The sequence below is a fragment of the Nocardia sp. CA-119907 genome, from assembly GCF_050955995.1.
Lineage (GTDB): Bacteria > Actinomycetota > Actinomycetes > Mycobacteriales > Mycobacteriaceae > Nocardia.
The window spans coordinates 9,261,846-9,284,990 of the sequence record NZ_CP192091.1; the positions used below are offsets into that span (position 1 = coordinate 9,261,846).

General features: G+C 66.1%; 19 protein-coding genes. 6 read left to right on the forward strand and 13 right to left on the reverse strand.

Annotated features, from left to right (window positions below):
- Positions 1–52: 52 nt before the first annotated feature.
- Positions 53–505, forward strand: coding sequence for a hypothetical protein (locus ACQP2D_RS41590; protein ID WP_433681358.1), 453 nt, complete (start codon positions 53–55; stop codon positions 503–505).
- Between the two features lie 22 nt (positions 506–527).
- On the opposite strand, the gene ACQP2D_RS41595 is transcribed toward ACQP2D_RS41590, so the two are convergent.
- The 7 genes from ACQP2D_RS41595 to clpB all read right to left on the reverse strand — a co-directional run bounded on the left by ACQP2D_RS41595 (position 528) and on the right by clpB (position 9,021).
- Positions 528–1,223, reverse strand: coding sequence for a lysoplasmalogenase (locus tag ACQP2D_RS41595; RefSeq protein ID WP_433681359.1), 696 nt, complete (start codon positions 1,221–1,223; stop codon positions 528–530).
- A 2-nt stretch (positions 1,224–1,225) separates the two neighbouring features.
- Positions 1,226–2,284: a beta-ketoacyl-ACP synthase 3 gene (locus ACQP2D_RS41600; RefSeq protein ID WP_433681360.1), complete on the reverse strand. Its 1,059-nt coding sequence runs from the start codon at positions 2,282–2,284 to the stop codon at positions 1,226–1,228.
- 148 nt (positions 2,285–2,432) lie between these two features.
- A complete protein-coding gene (gene pyrE / locus ACQP2D_RS41605) occupies positions 2,433–2,999 on the reverse strand; it encodes an orotate phosphoribosyltransferase (protein WP_433681361.1) in 567 nt (188 codons plus the stop codon).
- Between the two features lie 5 nt (positions 3,000–3,004).
- Positions 3,005–3,820 (reverse strand): SDR family NAD(P)-dependent oxidoreductase, encoded by an 816-nt coding sequence (locus ACQP2D_RS41610; protein WP_433681362.1) that lies wholly within the window; start codon positions 3,818–3,820, stop codon positions 3,005–3,007.
- Between the two features lie 115 nt (positions 3,821–3,935).
- A complete protein-coding gene (locus tag ACQP2D_RS41615; RefSeq protein WP_433681363.1) occupies positions 3,936–5,081 on the reverse strand; it encodes a hypothetical protein in 1,146 nt (381 codons plus the stop codon).
- A gap of 152 nt (positions 5,082–5,233) precedes the next feature.
- Positions 5,234–6,073: a DUF5666 domain-containing protein gene (locus ACQP2D_RS41620; RefSeq protein ID WP_433681364.1), complete on the reverse strand. Its 840-nt coding sequence runs from the start codon at positions 6,071–6,073 to the stop codon at positions 5,234–5,236.
- A 389-nt stretch (positions 6,074–6,462) separates the two neighbouring features.
- The gene (gene clpB, locus ACQP2D_RS41625) at positions 6,463–9,021 is read right to left on the reverse strand and encodes an ATP-dependent chaperone ClpB (RefSeq protein ID WP_433681365.1); all 2,559 of its coding nucleotides are present in this window, start codon (positions 9,019–9,021) and stop codon (positions 6,463–6,465) included.
- Between the two features lie 300 nt (positions 9,022–9,321).
- On the opposite strand from clpB, the gene ACQP2D_RS41630 reads away from it, so the two are divergent.
- From ACQP2D_RS41630 to ACQP2D_RS41640, 3 genes are all read left to right on the forward strand, one after another.
- A complete protein-coding gene (locus ACQP2D_RS41630; protein ID WP_433681366.1) occupies positions 9,322–10,257 on the forward strand; it encodes an NADP-dependent oxidoreductase in 936 nt (311 codons plus the stop codon).
- A gap of 532 nt (positions 10,258–10,789) precedes the next feature.
- Positions 10,790–11,947: an FAD-binding oxidoreductase gene (locus ACQP2D_RS41635; protein WP_433681367.1), complete on the forward strand. Its 1,158-nt coding sequence runs from the start codon at positions 10,790–10,792 to the stop codon at positions 11,945–11,947.
- Positions 11,948–11,955: 8 nt separating this feature from the next.
- Positions 11,956–12,732 carry an FAD-binding oxidoreductase gene (locus ACQP2D_RS41640; protein WP_433681368.1) on the forward strand — a complete coding sequence of 259 codons (777 nt, stop codon included), beginning with the start codon at positions 11,956–11,958 and terminating at the stop codon, positions 12,730–12,732.
- Between the two features lie 73 nt (positions 12,733–12,805).
- Here ACQP2D_RS41640 and ACQP2D_RS41645 read toward each other — a convergent pair whose 3' ends face one another.
- From ACQP2D_RS41645 to dnaK, 5 genes are all read right to left on the reverse strand, one after another.
- Positions 12,806–13,975 (reverse strand): globin domain-containing protein, encoded by a 1,170-nt coding sequence (locus ACQP2D_RS41645; protein WP_433681369.1) that lies wholly within the window; start codon positions 13,973–13,975, stop codon positions 12,806–12,808.
- Positions 13,976–14,638: 663 nt separating this feature from the next.
- Positions 14,639–15,040 (reverse strand): heat shock protein transcriptional repressor HspR, encoded by a 402-nt coding sequence (locus ACQP2D_RS41650; protein WP_433681370.1) that lies wholly within the window; start codon positions 15,038–15,040, stop codon positions 14,639–14,641.
- Positions 15,040–16,203: a molecular chaperone DnaJ gene (dnaJ, locus tag ACQP2D_RS41655; RefSeq protein WP_433681371.1), complete on the reverse strand. Its 1,164-nt coding sequence runs from the start codon at positions 16,201–16,203 to the stop codon at positions 15,040–15,042. Before dnaJ ends, ACQP2D_RS41650 begins: the two co-directional genes overlap by 1 nt.
- Positions 16,204–16,227: 24 nt before the next feature.
- On the reverse strand, positions 16,228–16,878 hold the full coding sequence (gene grpE / locus ACQP2D_RS41660) for a nucleotide exchange factor GrpE (RefSeq protein WP_433681372.1): 651 nt from the start codon (positions 16,876–16,878) through the stop codon (positions 16,228–16,230).
- Positions 16,875–18,722: a molecular chaperone DnaK gene (gene dnaK, locus ACQP2D_RS41665; RefSeq protein ID WP_433681373.1), complete on the reverse strand. Its 1,848-nt coding sequence runs from the start codon at positions 18,720–18,722 to the stop codon at positions 16,875–16,877. Before dnaK ends, grpE begins: the two co-directional genes overlap by 4 nt.
- A 442-nt stretch (positions 18,723–19,164) precedes the next feature.
- Here dnaK and ACQP2D_RS41670 point away from each other — a divergent pair, with 442 nt between their 5' ends.
- On the forward strand, positions 19,165–20,814 hold the full coding sequence (locus ACQP2D_RS41670; protein ID WP_433685928.1) for an FAD-binding oxidoreductase: 1,650 nt from the start codon (positions 19,165–19,167) through the stop codon (positions 20,812–20,814).
- A gap of 9 nt (positions 20,815–20,823) precedes the next feature.
- On the opposite strand, the gene ACQP2D_RS41675 is transcribed toward ACQP2D_RS41670, so the two are convergent.
- The gene (locus tag ACQP2D_RS41675; protein ID WP_433681374.1) at positions 20,824–21,312 is read right to left on the reverse strand and encodes a MarR family winged helix-turn-helix transcriptional regulator; all 489 of its coding nucleotides are present in this window, start codon (positions 21,310–21,312) and stop codon (positions 20,824–20,826) included.
- Positions 21,313–21,425: 113 nt separating this feature from the next.
- Between ACQP2D_RS41675 and ACQP2D_RS41680 the strand changes: the two genes are divergently transcribed.
- Positions 21,426–23,144, forward strand: a complete 1,719-nt coding sequence (locus tag ACQP2D_RS41680; RefSeq protein WP_433681375.1) for an MFS transporter — start codon at positions 21,426–21,428, stop codon at positions 23,142–23,144.
- Position 23,145 lies beyond the last annotated feature (1 nt).

Genomic DNA, 23,145 nt, shown 5'->3' on the forward strand with positions numbered 1-23,145 from the left:
GGACCGGGCGGACCTATTCTGGAGATGCAGGGCAGTCGGGGTGGAGGCTGGTATGGACCACGCACGCATTCTCCGCACAGTGCTCGGGGTGACCGCCGGGTACTTGGTGCTGCTCGGATTGTGGCTCGGCTGGGTGCTACCGCATACGCCACCGGGCACCGCGCCCTATCAGATCATCGCGCTGGTCGGCCTGTTCGGTTCGTGCTGCGGTATCGGAATGCTGCTGGCCGCCCGACCCTCGCGCGCGGATCGGCAGCTGTGGCGGCACGGGCTGGAGGGATGGGCAACCATCGAGGGCGCGCACACGCTCCAGCGCACCGATCATCACACCGAGTTGACCGAATTCGATCTAGAGCTCGTGGTGCCGGGATCCGAAAGTTACCACGGCACTATTGTTTTCGATGTCACCCCCGCCGACAAACCACGGCTCGTGGTCGGCGAGACGATTTCGATCAGGGTCGATCCGGCCAATCGCGATCGGATCATTCTCGTTCTGGGACAATAACTTTCGCGCACACTCGAAACGCTCAGCGGTCGGCCTTCGCATGGGCGCGTGGATCGGCGAGCAGGTATTGCGCGGCCGCATAGGTCGACAGAATGACGCCTTCGGTGATCCGCCGCGAACGCGCACCCCGCGCGAAGAGCCTGCGCAGCACGATCAACCCGTCCGAGACGGTGAACAACAGTGCGCCGAGGCCGAGTCGACTGCGCGGATCCACACCCGGAATATTGAGCCCGGCAACGTTTTTCGCCTCCGGAGCCAAACCAGGATCGGAGGCGAGCACCGCCGCGCTGCCCAGAGTCGCACCATAGGCCGTCAGCGGGACCGCCACGGTCGGCGCCTTGGCCCGCATCAGCGCCGCGGCCCCGAGCCAGGCCGCCACCCGTGGCAGCGCGATCTCCGGACGCGGCCGTCCGCCGCGCCGCCACCAGAGCGCCGAATACCCAGTCTGCATCACCGCGAACGACGTGGCTCCGGTGATCAAACGACGATCGTTATCGGGCTCGATCAGCAGCACGTCGCCGATGGTCGCGGCGCCGAGCGCGCCCAGCAGAACCGTCCGGTCGACCGGGTCGAGCACCGCCCGATCGGTTGCCACATCGGCCGCCAATAGCGGCATCATCAGCGGTTTGGCGATCCACTGCAGTGTGTCGCGGCCGGTGACCGCGCCGTACACGGTCACCGCCGCCGCCGCCAGAAAACCGGCGCGAAAGGGACGCATGATCAGAAGCTCGGCTCTTTCGGGGCGGGTGGCAGGGTGACGACTTGGCCCGCATAGCTCAGGCCAGCTCCGAAGCCGAGCAGCAGCGCCGTCTGGCCGCCCTTGGCCTTACCGGTCACCAACATCTCCTCCATCGCCAGCGGAATGGACGCGGCGGAGGTATTGCCGGTGTTCTCGATGTCATTGGCCACCGGGATGTCATCGGACAGCCCGAGGTTCTTCTTCATCAGCTCGTTGATGCGGGCATTGGCCTGATGCGGAATGAATACCTCGATGTCCTCCTTGGACACCCCGGAAACCTCCAGCGCAGAGGCCAGCGCGCGCGGCAATGTGACGGCCGCCCAACGGAATACCCGCGGGCCCTCCATCCGCAGCGACATCCGGCCGATGGGCTCGATGGCCGGATCGGTGCCCTGCAGCGCCTGCGCCTTCTCCATGTACTCGAGGAAGTCGACATCCTGCGCGATCGCCGAGGCGTTCTCGCCGTCGCTGCCCCAGACCGTCGGAGAGATGCCGTTCTCCTCGCTCGGGCCGACCACCACCGCGCCCGCGCCGTCACCGAAGATCATCGCGGTGCCGCGATCGGTCGGATCGAGTCCGACGGTCATCGTCTCGGCGCCGATGAGCAGCACGTAATCGGCCGAGCCCGCCCGGATCAGATCCGCGGCGACACCGAGGCCGTAGCCGAAACCACCGCAACCGGAGGTCAGGTCGAAGGCGGCGATACCGTTCATTCCCAGGTCATTGGCGACCTTCGGGGCGCCGTGCGGGGTCAGCGTCAGCCAGCTCGAGGTGGCCAGGATGAGCGCGCCGATCTTGGACCGGTCGATACCGCTATTGACGATCGCGCGCTCACCGGCGGCCGCCGCGATCGACTGCAGCGTCTCGTCACCGCTGATCCACCGGCGGTTGCGCACGCCGGTGCGCTCGTAGATCCACTCCGGCGTCGAGTCGAGTACCTCGCACACCTCTTCATTACTGACCAGGCGTTTCGGACGGTAAGCACCGATACCGAGCATCGCGACATTCGCACGGCTCTTATTGACTGCAATGCTCACCACAGGTAACTCACACGACCCTTCACTGTCTCCGAACGCCTCACTGCGTTCGGCGTATGCGTCCCCTTATCGGGTCGTACCGCCACCGACGTTTCAGCTGATCGCAAGCTTCGACCACCAGCGATAGCGACCCCGGGTCCGCATTCGCAGCTTAGCCCAGTGCGAGATCCTTCAATCCGAGGATGGACCGGTACTCCAGTCCCTCGGCCGCGATCACCTGGTCGGCACCTGTCTCCCGGTCCACCACGGTCGCGACGCCGACCACGGTGGCGCCCGCCTCGCGCAGCGCGCGCACGGCGGTCAACGGCGAGTTGCCGGTGGTCGTGGTGTCCTCGACGACGAGCACCCGCTTGCCGACGATATCCGGGCCCTCGATCTGGCGCTGCATGCCGTGGGTCTTGGCGGCCTTGCGCACGACGAAGGCATCGATCGGGCGACCCGGCGCGTGCATGACCGCGAGCGCGACCGGATCCGCGCCCATGGTGAGACCGCCGACGGCCTCGAAATCCCAATCCGCCACGAGTTCGCGCAGCAGCTTGCCGATCAGCGGTCCCGCGCCGTGGTGCAGGGTGGCGCGGCGCAGGTCGACGTAGTAGTCGGCCTCCTTGCCCGAGGACAGGGTGACCCGGCCGTGTACGACGGCGAGTTCACGCACCAGCGCGGCCAATCTGTCGCGGTCGTCGGTCGCGACGGCCGCATTGCTTGCCTGGTCGATCATCTGTATCAAGTCCTTCCGCGTGCGTTGAACATGCCGCGATTCAGTCGGGCCGCCAGGGTCCGCGGGATCATTCCGGCGACGGTGGTGAGCACTTTGTACTGCACTCCGGGCACGCTGAGCACCCGGTTCTTCTCCAGATCACGCAGCGAACCGGCGACCACCTGGTCGACGCTCAGCCACAGCTGCTTGGGCAGCGACGACATCTCGATGCCGGCCCGCTCATGGAATTCCGTGTGCACGAATCCGGGGCACAGGGCCTGTACTCGGACACCGGTTCCGGCCAGTCCACCCGCCAACCCTTCCGTGAAGGATACGACGTAGGCCTTGGATGCCGAATAGGTCGAGCCCCGCCCCGGGATCAGACCGGCGACGCTGGCGACATTGACGACCGAACCCTTGGCGGCCGCGATCATCGCGGGTAGCGCGGCCCTGGTCAGCTGCACCACCGACGTGACATTGACGTCCAGCTGAGCCTGTACCGCCGCGGGCGACTGGGTCCAGAACTCCCCCGACTGCCCGAATCCCGCATTGTTGACCAGGAATTCGATGCCGTCGGCGGCGCGCGCCGCCACCCGCTCCCGATCGGCGGCCTCGGCCAGATCGGCGACCAGCACCTCCGAGCGGGTGGCGAATTTGCGTTCCAGCTCCGCGGCCAGCGCGTTCAGCCGCTCCTTGTCGCGGGCGACGAGAACCATGTCGTAGCCGAGGGCGGCTAGCCGCTCGGCGAATCCGTATCCGATGCCGGAGGTCGGTCCGGTGATCAGTGCGACGGGACGGATGGCGCCGGGCAGGCGCGCGGGGCTATCACTCCCGCCCGTCACCCGACCACCGCCCCCGATCGAATCGCTACGCGATGCTGAGTTCATTGCACAATCCAGGTCGAAGGGACCCCACGGCTGATCTTTTCGAGCGACCTGCAAGCAATCGCTACGGTCATCACTGCGGCACGGGTCCCTGATACGGACGGAATCCAGGGTGGAACGGACCGCCGGGCTGTTCCGGTGCGTGCTCGGCGGATGGCCAATCGTCCTCGTCCGACTCGGGCCGGATGGACTCGGGCTGGGCGGGTTTGCGTGCGGCCGGACGGTCATCCGGCGCCCAGTTGTCCTCCGACTCCGCCGCCCAGCGTTCATCGCGGGCCCGCGAGCGGGAGTCGGGGACGACGGCGAGGCTCGGACGGCGCGGCGGTTCGGGAGCCGCGGCGGCCGGTTCGTCGTCGTAGTCGTCGTAGTCGGAGTACTGCGACTCCTGATACGTCGGCCGATCGAAATCGCTGTCGTCATAAGACGATTCGTCGTACGACGAATCGGAGTCGGCGTACTCCGGATCGTCGCGGTCGCCCTTGCGCGGCGCCTTGGCGGCGCCCCGGGTCGCACCCGTCGCAGGATCGGCCTGGTCCGAAGCGGCCGAGCGCGATTTGCGCGGATGCGGCCGACCGGGATCGTGACCACCCGAATCCACCCCGCGCACATCACTGACCGGCGGCAGCACATGCAACAGACCCGATAGCCGCAGCACCGCGTCGATGGCGGTCTCCCAATCCTTGGCCGCCGTACCGACATTCAGCATGCCGAGGGTCCAATTGCCCTCACTCCACAGCATCTGCACGGTATCGGCCAGCGATTCGATGAAGGCGACCATGCGCTGGTCGACGGCATGCCTGGCGATCTCCGGATTGGTCGCGAACACCACCCGGTCGCCGATCGCGCCGAGTAGCTCCAGATCGGCGTCCTTGGGTGGCGAGGCGGTCTTGAGCCGCATATCCACATCGATATCCGAGCCGATCTGCCTGCGCACCGCGACCAGGGTCGCCGCATCCTCGAGATCGAAGAGGACGAACTTCTCGCCCTTGCGGATTCCGGACACCACATCCACCGCGGACAGATAGCCGAGCTTGGCCAGCGCACCGCGGCGCCAGGTCGATGCGAGCGCCGGTTCCACCGACACATACGTATAGCCCTGGGCCTTCGCCCAGACCTGGCGCGCATGACCGGTCCGCCGTCGCTGGACCCGATCGAAATAGAGCAGCACGATCGCACCAACGAGCGCGATCGCCGCCAACCCGAACCACATTGCCGTCATCGTCGCCTACCCTAATATGCGCAGTCGGACGAAGTCCGCCATAAGCCCCGCGCCGGGCCGAGCGAACGCGAGGCATTCGCCGATCGAGCGATTGTGTGTCACTGGTTGCCCGGAGTTGCTCGGGTCACCCATATTCTTCCCCCGTTGCCGTCTCACCGCGTTCCTCCCGGCAATGCGGTGCTGATGATGATCTTCGCGTCGATCGAGCCGTCGGCGGCCTTATCGCCCTGCACCATGACCATGTCACCGACCGGCAGATCGGCCGCCTTGCCGCCTTTCAGCGAGATCACCTGGGTCTTATCGGTGGTGCGCACCGTGACCTTGGAGCCGCCGAGGGTGTCCAGAGTCAGCTGGCCGCCGGAGTTGGCGGAAATGGTGCCCATGGTCGCGCCGAGGTTATCGATGCCGCCCAGCCCCGGAATACTCGGGATGACCTGGGTCGGCGTCGGCCGACCCGATGGGGCCGTACCGGTCGGGCGGCCCGCGGTCGGCAACGCCGAGGTGCTCGCGGCGGTGCTCGACGAGGAATCCTTACCGCCGAGCACCACACCGGCGACCACAGCGACCGCGCCGATCAACAGGACCACGCCGAGACCGAGGGCAATCCACAGGGCGGTATTGCGCTTACGCGGCGGCTGCTGGTCGGGCGGCAGTGGCGCGCCCGGTGGACCCGGCGGGTACTGCGCGCCCGGTTGGGCATACCCACCGACCTGGGTCGGATCCTGCCCGCCGGCCCAGGGTTCGCCGTACGCGCCCCACTGCGGCTGGCTCTCGTACGGCGGGAATTCCTTGGTGGCGTTGGCGGGCGGCGGCGCCCACGGATCGAATTGTTCCGTGGACGGGTAAACCGACGTCGCACCGCCCTGTCCGTACGCCTCGGGGTGCTCCGTCGTCCGCGACGGCTGCCCGAACCCCGACTTCCCCGGCGGACCGATATGTTCCGTCGGCGCATCCTCCGGTCGCTGTGCCCAAGGATCGTTGGGATTCGTCATGGCCTCCAGGGTAGGCTGTGTCGATTTGCCGCGCCTGCGGCGCGGCGTGTTCGCGGCCCCCTATTGTCTCGCGTCCGAGCCGTCGAGACTCGCGCCTTCGTCGCATGCGCTTCGACGGCTCGGACGCGAGACGGGCCGCGAACGGTCGCACGTAAGACTCGCTCCGTGGTGGTTACGGAAGCGGCCCAGCTGCGGATTGATCGTGGGCCGCGCTGCGGTGCAGGTGCTTCGACGGCTCTGCTGAGTCGATGACCCAACCTTCGCGCGGGTTCAAGACAGCCACCGACGTCGCACACATAACCGGCTCTGTACCGGCTCTGCCGCGGTTACGACAGCGGCCCGGTCGCGGTTGATCGCGAGCCGGGCCGCAGGGGTGGGCGGGCGGTGGGTCAGCCGCGGCCGACTATCAGGCCCTCGCCGTTCGGGGTGACGTTGACCGCGACGGTGTCGCCGTCGGTGATCTCACCGGCGAGCAGTTCCTTGGCGAGGGTGTCGCCGATGGACTGCTGGATCAGGCGGCGCAGCGGGCGGGCGCCGTAGACCGGGTCGTAGCCGCGCACCGCCAGCCAGAACCGGGCCGAATCGCTGACGTCCAGCTTCAGCCTGCGCTGCGACAGCCGCTTCTGCAGCTGGTCGAGCTGGATGTCGACGATGGATTCCAGCTGCTCCTCGTCGAGGGCGTGGAACATGACCACATCGTCGAGGCGGTTCAGGAATTCCGGTTTGAAGGCCGCGCGGACCGCGGACATGACGACCTCCCGATCGCCACCCGCACCCAGATTCGAGGTGAGGATGAGGATGGTGTTGCGGAAGTCCACCGTGCGGCCCTGGCCGTCGGTCAGACGGCCCTCGTCGAGTACGGCGAGCAGAATGTCGAAGACATCCGGATGCGCCTTCTCGATCTCGTCGAACAGCACCACGGTGTACGGCCTGCGCCGCACCGCCTCGGTCAGCTGACCGCCCTGGTCGTAACCGACGTAGCCGGGCGGGGCGCCGACCAGCCGAGCAACGGCGTGCTTTTCGCTGTACTCGCTCATATCGATGCGGACCATGGCGCGTTCGTCGTCGAACAGGAAGTCCGCCAACGCCTTTGCCAGCTCGGTCTTACCGACACCGGTCGGACCGACGAACATGAACGAACCCGTCGGCCGGTTCGGATCCGCGACTCCGGCACGGGCGCGGCGCACCGCATCGGAGACCGCCTGCACCGCCTCGGTCTGGCCGACGACGCGCTTGCCCAACTCCTGCTCCATCCGCAGCAGCTTCTGGGTTTCGCCCTCCATCATGCGGCCGACCGGGATGCCGGTCCAGGACGAGACCACCTCGGCGATGTCGTCGGGGCCGACCTCCTCCTTGAGCATCACCTCGCCGTCACCGGCTGTCGCAGAGGCCTTTTCGGCCTCGGCGAGCTGCTTCTCCAGTGCCGGAATCCGCCCGTACCGCAGTTCGGCGGCCTTGCCGAGATCACCATCGCGTTCGGCGCGCTCGGACTCACCGCGCAGCGATTCCAACTGCTCCTTGAGGACTCGGACCTGATCGATCGCGCTCTTCTCGTTCTGCCAGCGGGTCATCAGCTGGTTGAGCTTCTCGCGGTCGTCGGCGAGTTCCTGACGCAACTTGTCCAGGCGCTGTTTGGAGGCCGCGTCGGTCTCCTTCTCCAGTGCGACCTCTTCGATCTCGAGGCGGCGCACCGCGCGCTCGACCTCATCGATTTCCACCGGTCGCGAATCGATTTCCATGCGCAGCCGCGACGCCGACTCGTCGACCAGGTCGATCGCCTTATCCGGTAGGAACCGGGAGGTGATGTAGCGGTCGCTGAGGGTGGCCGCGGCCACCAGCGCGGAGTCGGTGATGCGCACACCGTGGTGCACCTCGTAGCGCTCCTTGATGCCGCGCAGGATGCCGATGGTGTCCTCCACCGACGGTTCGCCGACCAGCACCTGCTGGAAGCGGCGCTCCAGGGCGGCGTCCTTCTCGATGAACTTGCGGTACTCGTCCAGTGTGGTGGCGCCGACCAGGCGCAGTTCACCGCGGGCGAGCATCGGCTTGATCATATTGCCGGCGTCCATGGCGGATTCGCCGGTCGCGCCGGCGCCGACAATGGTGTGCAGCTCATCGATGAAGGTAATGATCTGCCCCGCACTGCTTTTGATCTCCTCGAGTACGGCCTTGAGCCGCTCCTCGAATTCACCGCGATACTTCGCGCCCGCCACCATCGCACCGAGGTCGAGCGAGACGACGGACTTGCCGCGCAACGACTCCGGCACGTCACCGGCCACGATGCGCTGGGCCAAACCCTCGACGATGGCGGTTTTACCGACGCCCGGCTCGCCGATGAGCACCGGATTGTTCTTGGTGCGACGGCTCAAAACCTGTACGACACGGCGGATTTCGGTATCCCGGCCGATGACGGGGTCGAGTTTGCCGGAGCGGGCCGCCGCGGTGAGGTCGGTCGAATACTTCTCCAGCGCTTGGTAGCTGCCCTCCGGATCCGGACTGGTCACCCGTGCGCTGCCGCGCACCGCGGTGAACGCCTCGCGCAGCGCGTCGGGTGTCGCGCCGTACTTCTTCAGCAGCATGGTCACATCCGAATCGCCCTCGGCCAGGCCGACCAGGACGTGTTCGGTCGAGACGTATTCGTCGCCGAGTTCGGTGGCCAGGTGCTGGGCGGCGGTGATCGCGGCCAGTGCCTCCCGGCCGAGCTGCGGTGTCGTGGTCGCACCGGTCGCGCGCGGCAGCCGGTCGACAATGTCCTGCGCCTCGCGTCGTATCGCCGCCGGATCCACCGCTACGGCCTTGAGCAAGGGGGCGGCGATGCCATCGGTTTGATCCAGCAACGCCACCAGCAAGTGCGCCGGACGAATCTCCGGATTGCCCGCGGCCGAGGCGGCCTGCAGGGCGGCGGTCAGGGCCGCCTGGGTCTTGGTGGTGGGATTGAACGAGTCCACAAGTCACCTTCCTACTAGTCGATGTGCGGTATCGAGCTCGCCTGAATCCACGCGGTTCCACCGCGCGGCTCGCACCGCTTCGCACCGTTCAACGTCCGAAAGGTTGAGTCTGTTCCGCTCAACTTTAGTTTTTTGAACGAACCGCGCAGATTCGCCCGACACCTGAACAGACTCGTAGTGAACGCTACGCCGCGACACTGCCGAATGGCATCAATCACCGGGTCTATGGCATAGGGATGCCTACGATGGCCTTTGCCGTTGGTTTATGCACGACAATCCAGCCCGACTCGAGGAGGATGGATGCGCGCGATCGTGGTACGAAGCTTCGGAGCAACACCCGAATTGGCCGAGTTGCCGGTGCCCGAACCGAGCGCGGGCGCGGTGCGGGTGCAGTTGGAGGCGGCAGGCGTCAACCCCTTCGACCAGAAGATGGCCAATGGCATTCTGGACGGCAAGCTGCCGCACGATTTCCCGATGATCCTCGGCGTAGACGGCGCTGGCACGGTGTCCTCGGTCGGCCCCGGCGTCACCGGATTCGCCGTCGGCGACCGTGTCGTCGGCAAATTCCTGGTCCCGCCCGTCGGCCACGGCAGCTTCGCGGAGTATTCGGTCCTGCCCGAGAACGCCACGCTGGTCCGGATCCCGGAAGCGGTCCCGACCGTGGCGGCAGCGGCCCTGCCGACCGCGGGTGTCACCGCGCAGGACATCGTGGACGCCACCAAGATCGAGCCGGATCAGACGGTTTTGATCATCGGCGCGACCGGCGGTGTCGGCTCCTTCCTTGTGCAGTTGGCGAATATGGCGGGTGCGCACGTCATCGCGACCGCCCGCGGCGCGGCCGCCGACCAGATGACCCGGCTGGGCGCGGCCGAGACCGTCGACTACACCCGGGGCCCGATCGCCGAGCAGATCGCGGCCGCGCATCCCGACGGGGTCGACGTGCTCTTCGACCTGGTCAGCCCGCCCGAGGCGCTGGCCGAGCTGACCGCGCTGGTGCGCGACGGCGGCACGGTCTACTCCACCATCTGGGCCGCCGACGAGCAGGCGCTGCGCGACCGCGGGATCAAGGGCGGCAATATCGAATCCTCCGGCCGCGCACCGGAATTGCGGCGCCTGCTCGATCGCGTCGCGGAGGGCGATGTGGTGGTGCCGATCGACGTCACCGTCCCGCTGTCCCAGGCCGCCGCGGTCATCGGCGCCGCGGGTGCGCGCGGCAAAACCGTACTAGCCATCTGAAACGTCGAAATGTCGTCGTTAGCACCCGCGAGGAGCCATCCCGTCCACCGAATTCGGCCCCTTCCTGATTCCGGAGGCCGATAGCCGCCCGCAGCTCACCGCGCGCCATCCGCCGGGTCTACAACCTTTCCGGCACCACCATCGATGACGGCACCGACCACGGCTTTCTCGAGGGTCCGCCCGGGCGCTGGTCGACGATCTGTCCGCAAACGACCAGCGTATCGATGCGTTCATCTGCTGGCCGACCGCGGGCGATCCCGTCGAACAGGTCCGCCGCTATGCCGAATCGGTCGCCCCGGCGGTGCACGCCAAGTGGCGAGTTGACCCAGCGGTAACCCGCCTGCCAGGCTCTTCGCTTATCCTGCATGTCAGGCCCACAGCAGACCCGATTTGCCCACGGATTACCGTTGGCGCGGGCGTGATCGGCCATACCCACCCGACCACGGGATTTTCAGGGATACTTGACGGCGGAGGACCGCCGGTTACGGACATGTCCCTGGGCAGCACATAGAGGGAAAGGAAGCTCCACCTCGTGGATGCGCGTTCGGCAGCGCTGGTCCGCGCCAACTTCCGCTCGGTGATCGAATCGCCGAACGGACCCGAGCGGTTGATCAGTGCTTTTTATGGTCATCTGTTCGCAGAGAAGCCACAGTTGCGGGAGTTGTTCCCGCCCGCGATGGAGATGCAGGCCAAGCGCCTGGTGACCGCCATCCATTACGTACTCGACAATCTCGAGGACTGGGGACGAGCCCAGAAGTTCCTGGAGCAGTTGGCGCGCGATCATCGCAAATTCGGTGTCATCGCCTCGCACTACGATATCGCCGGACGGGCACTGCTGGCGGCGTTTCGCGTGTTCAACGGGCCGATGTGGAATCGCGCGCTCGAGGAGGGCTGGCGCGATATCACCATCCTGATCTCGGCCTCCATGGCCATCGGCGCCAACTCCGACAAGTCGCAGCCGTATTGGGATGCGACCGTCGTCGGCCATCGCCGGGTGCTCGAGGATCTGGCCATCGTGCGGTTGCAATCCGATAGTCCGATCCCGTATCAGGCCGGGCAGTATGTGCCGATCTCGCTGCCGCAGCGGCCGAAGATGTGGCGTTACCTATCGCCCGCCATTCCCGCCAATCCCTACGGTGAGATCGAATTCCATGTTCGCAAGATCCGCGGCGGCTGGGTGAGCCCGGCCATTGTCAATGAGACCCGGGTCGGCGACCGGTGGATGGTCGCGGGTCCGCTCGGCGGCCTGCACATCGATCGCGACAGCGGTCGCGATGTGCTGCTGATCGGCGCGGGCACCGGCATCGCCCCATTGCGCGCACAGCTGATCGAGATGGGCCAGCGCGGTATCAACCCGCGCGTGCATTTCTTCATCGGCGGGCGCTACCCCTGCGATCTGTACGACGTCGAGAACATGTGGCAGCTCTCGCAGAGCAATCCCTGGCTGACCGTGGTCCCGGTGTGCGAACAGAAGACCAACCCGTGGTGGTATCCGCATCCGCCGCAGGAAGAGCCGTACGGCATGCACCGCCGCCTGATCGGAAATCTGGGCGCGGTGGTGGCCAGCTTCGGTTCCTGGGCCGACCGCCAGATCCAGATCGCCGGGTCGGCCCGCATGATCGCCGATACCCGCCGCGCCCTCATGGCGGTCGGCACCCCAGAGTGGGCAATCAGCTCAGATCCCGTGTGAGAGAAGCAATGACAATAGATCCGAGCCCGCTCGGCAATGGTTCCGCGCCCGAGTGGAAGGCGACGGTGGTCGGTCACCATCGGCTGCGCCACGATCTCGCGGTGATCCGCTTGATCGGCGAGTACGTCCCGTTCCTCGCGGGGCAATCCGTTGAGGTCCGGGTGCCGCAGCACCCCGGCATGCGCCGCAGATTCTCCCCCGCGCTGCCGCCGTCGCTGGACGGCAAGTTGGAATTCCATGTGCGCACGGTGCCCGGCGGCTGGTGCAGCGGCAGCATCGTCACCGACACCAAACCCGGCGACGAATGGCAAATCGGGGCCCCCCTGGGCACTTTCCATGTCGACCCGTACGGCGACGAGGTGGTGATGATCGCGGGCGGCACCGGTCTGGCCCCGATGCGCGCACAGATCCTCGAACTCGCCCGACACGAGGATCCGCCGCCCACCTATCTGTTCACCGGCGGCCGCTCCCCGCGCGATCTCTACGCCGACGACATGCTGTTCCTGCTGGCGAACGAATTGCCCTGGCTCACCGTGATTCCCGTCGTCGAGAGCCCGGAGGACCCGGGGCGGGTCGACGAATGGTACGAGCATTCGCGAGTGGATATCGGATTCCCGCTCGATGACATGCTCTTCGGCACACTCGCGGATGTGGTCGCCTCCCACGGCGCGTTCGAAAACCATCAGGTGCTGGTCTGTGGCTCACCGAATATGGTCCGAGTAACCCTGGATCGTCTTGTCGAAACCGGAACTCCAGCTGCCGCAATACAATTCGAGGGACTGTAAGAAGTAGACCCGACCACCACGGAGCGAGTCTTACGAGCGACGTTCGCGGCGCGCCGCAGGCGCGGCCAAGAATTCAGAACAGCGGGTCGTGGCGGATGTTCTTGGTTTGGGTACCGGCGGCCATCAAGCGGAACTTGGTGGTCTGCACCATCGAGGGCGAGCCGACGATCTGTACATCCCGGTCGGCCCAGGAACCGTAACTGGCGACGACCTTGCCGATCTGGCCGGTCACCCGGGCCTCCAGACCAGGCCAGATGCGTTCGCGCTCGCCGGAATCCAGGTACCACCACGGGTTTTCATCGCTCTCGGTGACCGGGATGACGGTGAGCCACTTGTTGGCGGTGGCCAGTTGGCTCAGGATCTCCAGATCATAGAGATCACAGGGATGGTGTCCACCGACGAACAGGTGCACCCGCGGATTGATGCGCCGCTGTGCCATCGCCATGAGCTGGGCGCGCAGGGGTGCGATGCCGGTACCGCAGCCGATCATCAGCATTTTGCGTTTCACATTGCGCGGGATGCCGAGTCCGCCCAGGGGTGAACCGAGTAACCACTGGTCACCGACGGCGGTGTGGCCGACGATGGCCGGACTGACCCAGCCGCCCAGCACCCCGCGGATATGGAATTCGATCTCCCCGTTCGCATTCGCGGGCACCGCCGGTGACATATAGCGCCACATGCGCGGCCGGGCCGGGATCTGCACGCTGATGTACTGGCCAGCGGCATACTGCATCGGCTGATCCAATTGCAGCCGGACGACGGCGAGATTGCGCAGCACCTCACGGTGCTCGACGACGGTTCCGGTCCAGACCGATGGCGTCGATTCCTGTTCGGCCGCGCCGATCATGGTGTCGCCGATGATCTTTAGGCCCTCGTCCCAGGCCCGGTCGACCTCGTCGGTCCACATCTCGGTGCCCGCGAAGATCCGCATCGCGGACTTCAACGAGGTGGCCACGGCGGTGTAGTGCGCGGCTTGTACACCGTATTTGCGGTGATCGCGTCCGAGTTGGGCGAGGAATGGCAATAGTTTGTCCGGCTCCTCGAGCCGATCCAGCGCGTAGGAGATGGCCTTGACCAATCGGTCACGCTGCGAATCCATGGCTGCCGGAAAAAAGTCCCTGGCGGCGGGGTAGTTGGTGAAAAGGGTCGCGTAGAACGAACTGGCCAGCTTGGCCGGGCCGCCCTCCTCCGCAGCAACCGCCTTGAACGTTGTTCTGATCAAAGCGACCGTCCGCGAATCCATTTGTGTCACAACCCCTTTTTGCGCTCGAACACAATCCGTGGCCGACAAGTGAGGTGCTGCGGGACACTCGACAGCAGCCAATGCGAACGAGTGTAGGCGAGGTTTGCCAGCTACGGAATCAGTCGAGTAAACATCATGCGTGTAATTTCGCTGAAACGGCGGTCAGCACCACGAAAACCCTTGAAAACAAACCGAAAGAACGAACAGGGCGGCGAAATCCGTCACATATCCAGCGGTTTCGCAAGATCCGTTGTGCAAGATTCATCCCATTGCGGCTCCGAGAGCGATCCCTCGGCAATCGGCGCGCCGCAATCGCTTACCGGCTCGGGCAAACGCGGCGCACCAGCCGGGCTGGTGACCAACGGAATCGCGTGGGCGATCCGGCGCATAGTTTGCTGAAACACCGCCCACAGCAAACTTCGCAGCTCGGCACATCATCGGCAACCCTACCGACCGTGGGTCGACGCCGCGCAGCCCGCGAACAACCTGCCGGATACCGAAATCCGGAGTCGGGAGTTTGCCCGAGTACTGCCAGCAGTTATTCACTGCGGCAATGGGTGCCGCGTTACCGCATAACGCATTTACCCATCGGCGAAAACGACAAAGGCCCCGGGCTCGGTTGTGCACCGAATCCCGGGGCCTTTGCTATCGCCGTAGCGCTTTTCAGCGCCGATTGCGCGGCTTCCACACCACCAGTGCGGTACTGCGTTGCGGCGGCGCGAGATCGGGGCGATACCCCGCGCGCAGCCGATCCAGCTCGGCCGACATTTCGGCGACCCGCTGCTGCAGTTCCTCGACCTGATTGGTGAGTTCGATGATGCGCTTGATGCCCGCCAGGTTGACGCCCTCGTCCTGGGACAGCCGCTGCACCTCGCGCAGCAGCTCGACGTCCCGTGCCGAATAACGCCGACCGCCACCCGAAGTCCGTTGCGGCGTCACCAGTCCCAAGCGGTCATACGTGCGCAGCGTCTGCGCGTGCATACCCGCCAGCTGGGCCGCGACCGAGATCATGAAGAACTCGGCCCGTGACGACCCACTGGATGCCTGCTTCGGATTATCGGACATCACGCACCTGCCCATCCCGCACGCGGATCGAACCCGCTGGCCTTCTCCGCCTCCGCGAACCGCTTGAGCGCCTCGGTGGCATTGTCGTCCAGCTTCTGTGGCACGGCCACCTTGACGGTGACGAGCAGATCGCCCGCCCCGCCGGCGGGGCCGCGCTTGGGCACGCCACGGCCGCGCACCCGCAGGATGCGGCCGTCCGCGGTGCCGGGCGGCACCTTGACGCCGACGCGCCCTTCCAGCGTGGGCACGGAAACCGTTGTGCCCAGCACCAATTCACTGTAACTGACCGGCAGCACCAGGGTCAGGTCGTCGCCATTGCGGCCGAAGACCTTGTCCTGGCTGACGTGTACGGTCACATAGAGGTCACCCGAGGGCGCACCACGCAGCCCGGCCTCACCCTGTCCGGCCAGCCGGATCTTCTGCCCGTCACTGACACCGGGCGGAATCCGCACCGTGATGGTGCGGGTCCGATTCTGGATGCCGCTGCCGCGGCAGTCGACGCACGGGTCATCGATGATCGAGCCGGTACCACGGCATTCGTCGCACGGCTCGCTGAAGCCGAACGCACCTTGGTTGCGGCTGATCACGCCGTTGCCATTGCAGACGGGACAGACTCGCGGACTGGTCCCCGGCTTGGCGCCGCTGCCGTGACAGGTGGTACACGCCGACGGACTGGTCATCCGCAGCGGAACGGTGACGCCCTGTGCGGCCTCACGGAACCCGAGGGTCGTCTCGGTCTCCACATCAGCGCCGCGGCGCGGGCGGCTCGAGGTGCGCGTGCCGCCCCGGTTGAACAGCCCACCCAGCAGGTCTCCGAGACCACCGTCGCCCGCATTCGCCTGGCCGAAGATGTCACCGATATTGAAGTCCTGCGAGAAGCCGCCGCCCGTACCGGGAGTGAAGCCACCACGTCCGTATCCGCCACCGGCGAACAGCTTTCGGGTGTCGTCGTATTCCTTGCGCTTGGCCGGATCCGACAGCACGGCATGGGCCTCGCTGACGGTTTTGAACCGCTCCTCGGCCTTGGTATCGCCGGGGTTGGCATCCGGATGCAAGTCACGAGCGAGCTTGCGATACGCCTTCTTGATCTCGTCCTGCGAGGCGCTGGAGGAGACACCCAGCTCCTTGTAGAAGTCCTTTTCGATCCACTCCCGTTGACTCACCGGGCATCTCCTCCTCTCGGATTCTTATTGGTTGTTCGCATTGGCATCATCGGATGCCTCTTCTTCGACCAGATCGGCCACGCCATCGGTTACCCCGACGAGCGCGTGCCGAAGCACCCGATCGCCGAACCGATAGCCCTTGCGCATAACTACACCGATCACCGGATCGTGTCCGTCGCCCTCGTGCTGCACGGCCTCGTGCAGGGTCGGGTCGAAGGGCTCACCCTCCGTACCGAATTCCTGCAGACCCTGCTTGTGCAGCGCGTCGGCGAGCTTGTCCGCGACCGCCTTGAGCGGCCCGGTTTCGAGGTCGCCGTGGGCGCGCGCACGATCGAGATCATCGAGTACGCCGAGCAATTCGGAGACCACGGCGGCCTTGGCCGCATCGATGGTCGCCTGCCGGTCCCGCTCGACCCGCCGCCGGTAGTTGGCGTATTCGGCGGTCAGCCGCTGCAGATCGGCAGTACGCTCGGCCAGCTCCTTGGTGATGGTCTCGGCCAGGACGTCGGCACCCTCATCGTTACCGAGGAGGGGTTCGGTGCCGTTCCCGGCTTCCGGGCCGGGCCCGGCGGCGGGCTCTGCCGCCGCCGGTTCCCGAATCTCACCTGTCTCGGGATCAACCTTGCGATTGTCGACGAAGGTGATCGGCTCCTGTTCGGAGTTTCCCTCGCTCACTTCTTCTCCGTGTCGACCGGCTCGTCCACAACTTCGGCGTCCACAACCTGATCGTCACCAGCCGCGGCGCTGGCGCCGTTGCCGGAGGCAGCGGACTCGGCCGCCGACGCCTCGTAGATCGCCTGGCCCAGCGCCTGCGACTCGGTCGCGAGCTTCTCCACCGCGGACTTCACGGCCGCGATATCGGTGCCCTTGAGCGCCTCGTTCGCCTCGGCGATGGCCGCCTCGACCTTGGTCTTGACGTCCGCGGGGACCTTGTCCTCGTTCTCCTTGATGAACTTCTCGGTCTGGTGCACCAGCGACTCGGCCTGGTTGCGGGTCTCGGCCTCCTCGCGGCGGGCCTTGTCCTCGGCGGCGTGCGCCTCGGCGTCCTTGACCATCCGGTCGATCTCCTCCTTGGACAGGCCGGAGCCGTCCTGGATCTTGATCGTGTTCTCCTTGCCGGTGCCCTTGTCCTTCGCGGTCACGTGCACGATGCCGTTGGCGTCGATGTCGAAGGTGACCTCGATCTGCGGCACGCCGCGCGGGGCCGGCGGGATGCCGGTCAGCTCGAAGGAGCCGAGCAGCTTGTTGTGCGAGGCGATCTCGCGCTCACCCTGGAACACCTGGATCTGCACCGACGGCTGGTTGTCGTCGGCGGTGGTGAAGGTCTCCGAACGCTTGGTCGGGATGGTGGTGTTGCGCTCGATGAGCTTGGTCATCACGCCACCCTTGGTCTCGATGCCCAGCGACAGCGGGGTGACATCGAGCAGCAGGACGTCCTTGACCTCGCCCTTGAGCACACCGGCCTGCAGGGCGGCGCCGACGGCGACGACCTCGTCCGGGTTCACGCCCTTGTTGGGCTCCTTGCCGCCGGTCAGCTCGCGGACCAGATCGCTGACCGCGGGCATACGGGTCGAACCACCGACGAGCACGACGTGATCGATATCGGCCACGTTGATGCCCGCGTCCTTGATCACGGACTGGAACGGCGCGCGGGTGCGGTCGAGCAGGTCCGAGGTGATCTTCTGGAATTCGGCGCGGGTCAGCTGCTCGTCGAGGAACAGCGGGTTCTTGTCCGCGTCGACGGTGATGTAGGGCAGATTGATCGAGGTGCTCTGCGAGGAGCTCAGCTCGATCTTGGCCTTCTCAGCCGCCTCACGCAGGCGCTGCATGGCCATCTTGTCCTTGGTCAGGTCGATGCCCGCGCTGGCCTTGAACTTGTCGACCAGCCAGGTCACGACGCGCTCGTCCCAGTCGTCACCACCGAGGTGGTTGTCGCCGGAGGTGGCGCGGACCTCGACGACGCCCTCGCCGATTTCCAGCAGCGAGACGTCGAAGGTGCCGCCACCGAGGTCGAAGACCAGGATGGTCTGTTCCTTATCGCCCTTGTCCAGGCCGTACGCGAGCGCGGCCGCAGTGGGCTCGTTGACGATGCGCAGCACGTTCAGACCGGCGATCTGACCGGCCTCCTTGGTGGCCTGACGCTGCGAGTCCTCGAAGTACGCGGGCACGGTGATGACCGCGTCGGTGATCTCTTCGCCCAGGTAGGCCTCGGCGTCGCGCTTGAGCTTCATCAGCACGCGTGCGCTGATCTCCTGTGCGGTGTACTTCTTGTCGTCGATGTCCACCGACCAGTCGGTGCCGATGTGCCGCTTGACCGAGCGGATGGTGCGGTCGACGTTGGTGACCGCCTGGTTCTTGGCGGGCTGGCCGACCAGAACCTCTCCGTTCTTGGCGAACGCGACGATCGAGGGGGTAGTGCGCGATCCTTCAGAGTTCGCGACGACGACCGGCTCGCCGCCTTCGAGAACGGCGACGACCGAGTTCGTGGTCCCGAGGTCGATTCCGACCGCACGAGCCATGGTTGTTCCTCCTAGTTGACGTAACTACTTGTGTCGGTGCTGGGTAATCGCGGGTTTCGGGCGATCTGCCCGCCCTGCGACATCCGTCATCGGCTGCCGCGAGACCTCGCACCGAGCACCTCACGGAGCACGGTCCCAGCAACGCTGAGCGTGGTCGGCTCAATCCTGCACCCGATCACCGCCGGGAGTCAACTCAAACTTGAGCCGGACCCACTCAACATTGTCGAACAGCTCAACCGAGGCCCTGCGCGATCTATTCCCGGACCACGCGGCGGGGCACTATCCGCCATTCTCACCAGCCGGATCGGCGCGGAACAGGAACGTGCACCAGTTGTGACCAACCCTGATCAAGATCGCGTGTGCTTGCCCGGCGGTCGGTGCTCCACGAGGATGGCGGGCGGCGGTGCGGCCGATCGGACCGTCGGGAGGAGTGGTCGTGGCGATGAAGACACGGTCGTGGTGGGGTTGGGGCAATGTCGAGGACGCGGTCGTCGGTGCGGAGTTGGACGCGCTGACAGCGCGGGTCGCGGCGGTGCTGCCCGGGGCGGATCTGACTCCACACGAGCCGCCATCGGTCGAATCACTCGGACTGCCCGAACCGCGGGTGACCGCACCGGATTCGCTCGCCGCACTGGTGTCGACGGACCCGGCCGATCGGGCGGCGCACGCGCACGGTCAGGCATTTCGCGATGTGGTGCGCAATCTGCTCGGCGCCGTGCGCGATGCGCCGGATCTGGTCGTTCGCCCGCGCGGCGAAGACGATATCGTCGACGTTCTCGACTGGGCGGCCGGGGCGAATGTCGCGGTGATCCCGTTCGGCGGCGGGACGTCGGTGGTCGGCGGGGTAGAGCCGCGATTGTCCTATCGGTCGTCGACCGATTCGGCCGGGGCACACCGCGATTCCAGCTGGACGGCAGGCGAATTCGAGGGGGCGATCAGCCTGGACCTCGGTGCGCTGGATCGCGTATCGGAGATCGATCGGACCAGCCGGGCCGCGCGAATACAAGCCGGAGTCTTCGGTCCGGCATTGGAGGATCAGCTGCGCGGCGCGGATCTGACGCTGCGGCACTTTCCGCAGTCGTTCGAATTCTCGACCCTCGGCGGCTGGCTGGCCACCAGGGCCGGTGGGCATTTCGCGACGCTGTACACCCATATCGATGACCTGGTCGAGTCGATGCGGGTGGTGACACCGACGGGCATCAGCGAATCGAGGCGGCTGCCCGGATCCGGGGCGGGGCCGTCGCCGGACCGGATGTTCCTCGGATCCGAGGGGATACTCGGCATCATCACCGAGGCGTGGATGCGCCTGCAGAACCGTCCGCGTTGGCGCGCAACGGCTTCCGCGCACTTCGACGATTACGCGAAGGCGGTGGCCGCCACCAGGGCCATCGCACAGTCAGGTCTGCACCCGAGCAATTGCCGACTGCTCGATCCGGCCGAGGCGTTCCTCAATGCCGGTGCCGCCACCAGCGGCGGCGTACTGGTACTCGGATTCGAATCCGCCGATCACCCGACGCGCATCTGGATGGAACGCGCGCTGGAGTTGGTCGCCGAGCACGGCGGCACCCTGCCCGAACCCGCGCGCTACACCGAATCGACCGCGCGCCAACCGGGTTCGGGCGCGGCCGATACCTGGCGATCGTCATTCCTGCGGATGCCCTACCAGCGCGATGCCCTCGCGGCCCGATCGATGATCACCGAAACCTTCGAAACCGCCTGTACCTGGGATAAATTCGACAATCTGAAGGCAGCGGTGACCGAGGCCGCCAACGCGGCCATCCGGTCGGTCGGCGCCACCGGCGTGGTGACCTGCCGCTTCACCCATGTGTATCCGGACGGACCGGCACCATATTTCGGCATCTATGCCGCAGGGCGCTGGGGCAGCACGCTCGCGCAGTGGGACGACATCAAAGCCGCCGTCTCCGAGGCACTCTCGGCCGCGGGCGGGACCATTACCCACCATCACGCGGTGGGCCGGGACCACCGACCGTGGTACGACCGCCAGCGGCCCGACCCGTTCGCGAATGCGTTGCGGGCGGCCAAATCCGCGCTGGATCCGGCCGGAATCCTCAATCCCGGTGTACTTATCTGACGCCGTAGCTCAGCAACTATCCGGTCTGGACAGGCCGGGATGAACATCCGGGATCAGGCCATTCCCCATCGCGGTGCGCTGTAGGAGTTTCACCAGCGTCGCACGCTCCTCGGGATCGAGCGACGCCGTCACATCCGCATCCAATCCGGCGACGATCCCCTCGGCCTGCGCGAGCAGCTCGTGTGCGGCGGGCAGCAGATACACCGCGTGCGCCCGCCGGTCGGTCGGATGTTTGCGGCGCTCGACGAGTCCACGCTTCTCCAGTTCATCGACGAGTCCGACCATCACATTGCGATGGATCCGCTGTGCCTCGCACAGCTGTTGCTGCGATTGGCCGTCGTTCGCGAGCAATATCCGCAGCGTGCCGTAGTGGCGCGGGCTGATACCGAGCGGCGCGAGCAGATCAGTGAACCGGTAGCCGACATGAAAGCCCAGCTGTCCGAACAGGAAGGCCGGATGCTCGGACAGCGGCACGAAGGTCGGATCGTCTTCGGTCACCAACCCAGCATACCGCAATCAACGCACTTTTAATGATTGCACACTTGATTGATAATCACTTCAGGTGCATAGTTTGAAGAGTCGCCACATCCCACCGACCGAAGAGAGCTCCCGTGGATACCGACATCGCCCCGCACGCAGCCGCCCCACCACATCTCGACCCGCGCCGCTGGATCGCCTTCGCGGTCGTGCTGGCCGCGGGATTCATGGACCTGCTCGACGTCACCATCGTCAATGTCGCGGTGCCGAGCATTCAGACCGATCTGGACGCGCAGTACTCGCAGGTCGAATGGATCATCGCGGCCTATGTCCTGGCCTTCGCCGCGGCGCTGATCACCGGCGGCCGACTCGGTGACATCTACGGCCGCAAACGCATCTTCCTGATCGGCATGACCGGTTTCACGGTGGCCTCGGCCGCGTGCGGCTTCAGCACGGATCCGACCATGCTGATCACCTCCCGATTCATCCAGGGCGCGATGGCCGCGCTGATGGTGCCGCAGATCCTCGCGATCATCCGGGCCACCTTTCCGAAGGACGAGCGCGCCAAGGCGATCGCCATCTACAGCGGCGTCGGCGGTTCGGCCTCCGCGGTCGGTCTGTCACTGGGCGGACTGCTGGTGCAATGGGATCTGTTCGATCTGGCCTGGCGGCCGATCTTCCTGGTCAATGTGCCCGTCGGGATCGCGGCATTGATCGCGGCGAGCATCGTCATGCGGGATTCGCGTTCCACGGCCGCGCTGCGCCTCGATCTGGTCGGCATGGCGCTGGCGATCTCCGCGGTCCTGCTGCTGGCCTATCCGCTCACCGAAGGTCGCCGATTGGGCTGGCCCACATGGACTTTCGTGATGATGGCGGCCGCGGCGGCGGTCTTCGGTGTATTCGTCGCCTTCGAGCGGCGGCGCGCGCGGACCGTTGGATCCCCGCTGATCGACCTGGAGCTGTTCCGGTCCCGGCCGTTCACGGTCGGCCTCGCGAGCTGGTTGCTGTTCTGGATCGGTCTCGGCGGGTTCTTCCTGGTGTGGACGCTGTTCATGCAGGCGGGTCTCGGCTGGTCGGCAATGCGGGCCGGACTTACCGCCGTCTTCTTCGCGGTCGGCGCCGGCATCGGGGCCGGGGTCTCGGTGAGTGTGCTCGCGCCGCGCTTCGGCCGCACAGTGCTGGTCGCCGGTGGTGTGGTCAATGCCGCCGGATTCGGGCTCTACGGGTGGATGGCCGCACACTACGGTCCGTCGATCGCCTCGTGGCAGATGGTGATTCCGCTGATCATCACCGGCGCCGGATTCGGGATGGTGGTCGCACCGACCATCGACCTACTGCTCGGTCAGGTGCCAGCGCGCGAGGCGGGGGCGGCGTCCGGACTGCTCAATACCGTCAATACCGGGCAGCAGCTCGGCACCGCACTCGGTGTCGCACTGGTCGGCGTGGTGTTCTTCGGTCAGCTGGACCATGATTCGGCGCGCGGCGTCGAGGTGGTCGCACCGCAGGTGCGCAGTGAGCTGACCACGATCGGCGTGCCGGAACCGGCGCAGGATCAGATCGTCGCGAATTTCCTTGCGTGCGTGCGTGATCGATCCGCCCAGGTCGATCCGACGGCAGTCCCGGCCAGCTGTCAGAGCTCCGATCCGGGCAGTTACGCCGTGGCACAGGTACTCACCGATGCGGGCGAACGGGCCAATGCGATCAATTTCGCCAACACTTTCCGCTACACGCTGTGGTACGGGATCGGCCTCCTGGCCCTCATGTGTCTCGGCTTTCTCGGGCTGCCCAAGGATGCGCGGCTCGAGCACCACGAAATCGATGATCCTTTGGAACTGGTACCGACAGGAGTCTGAG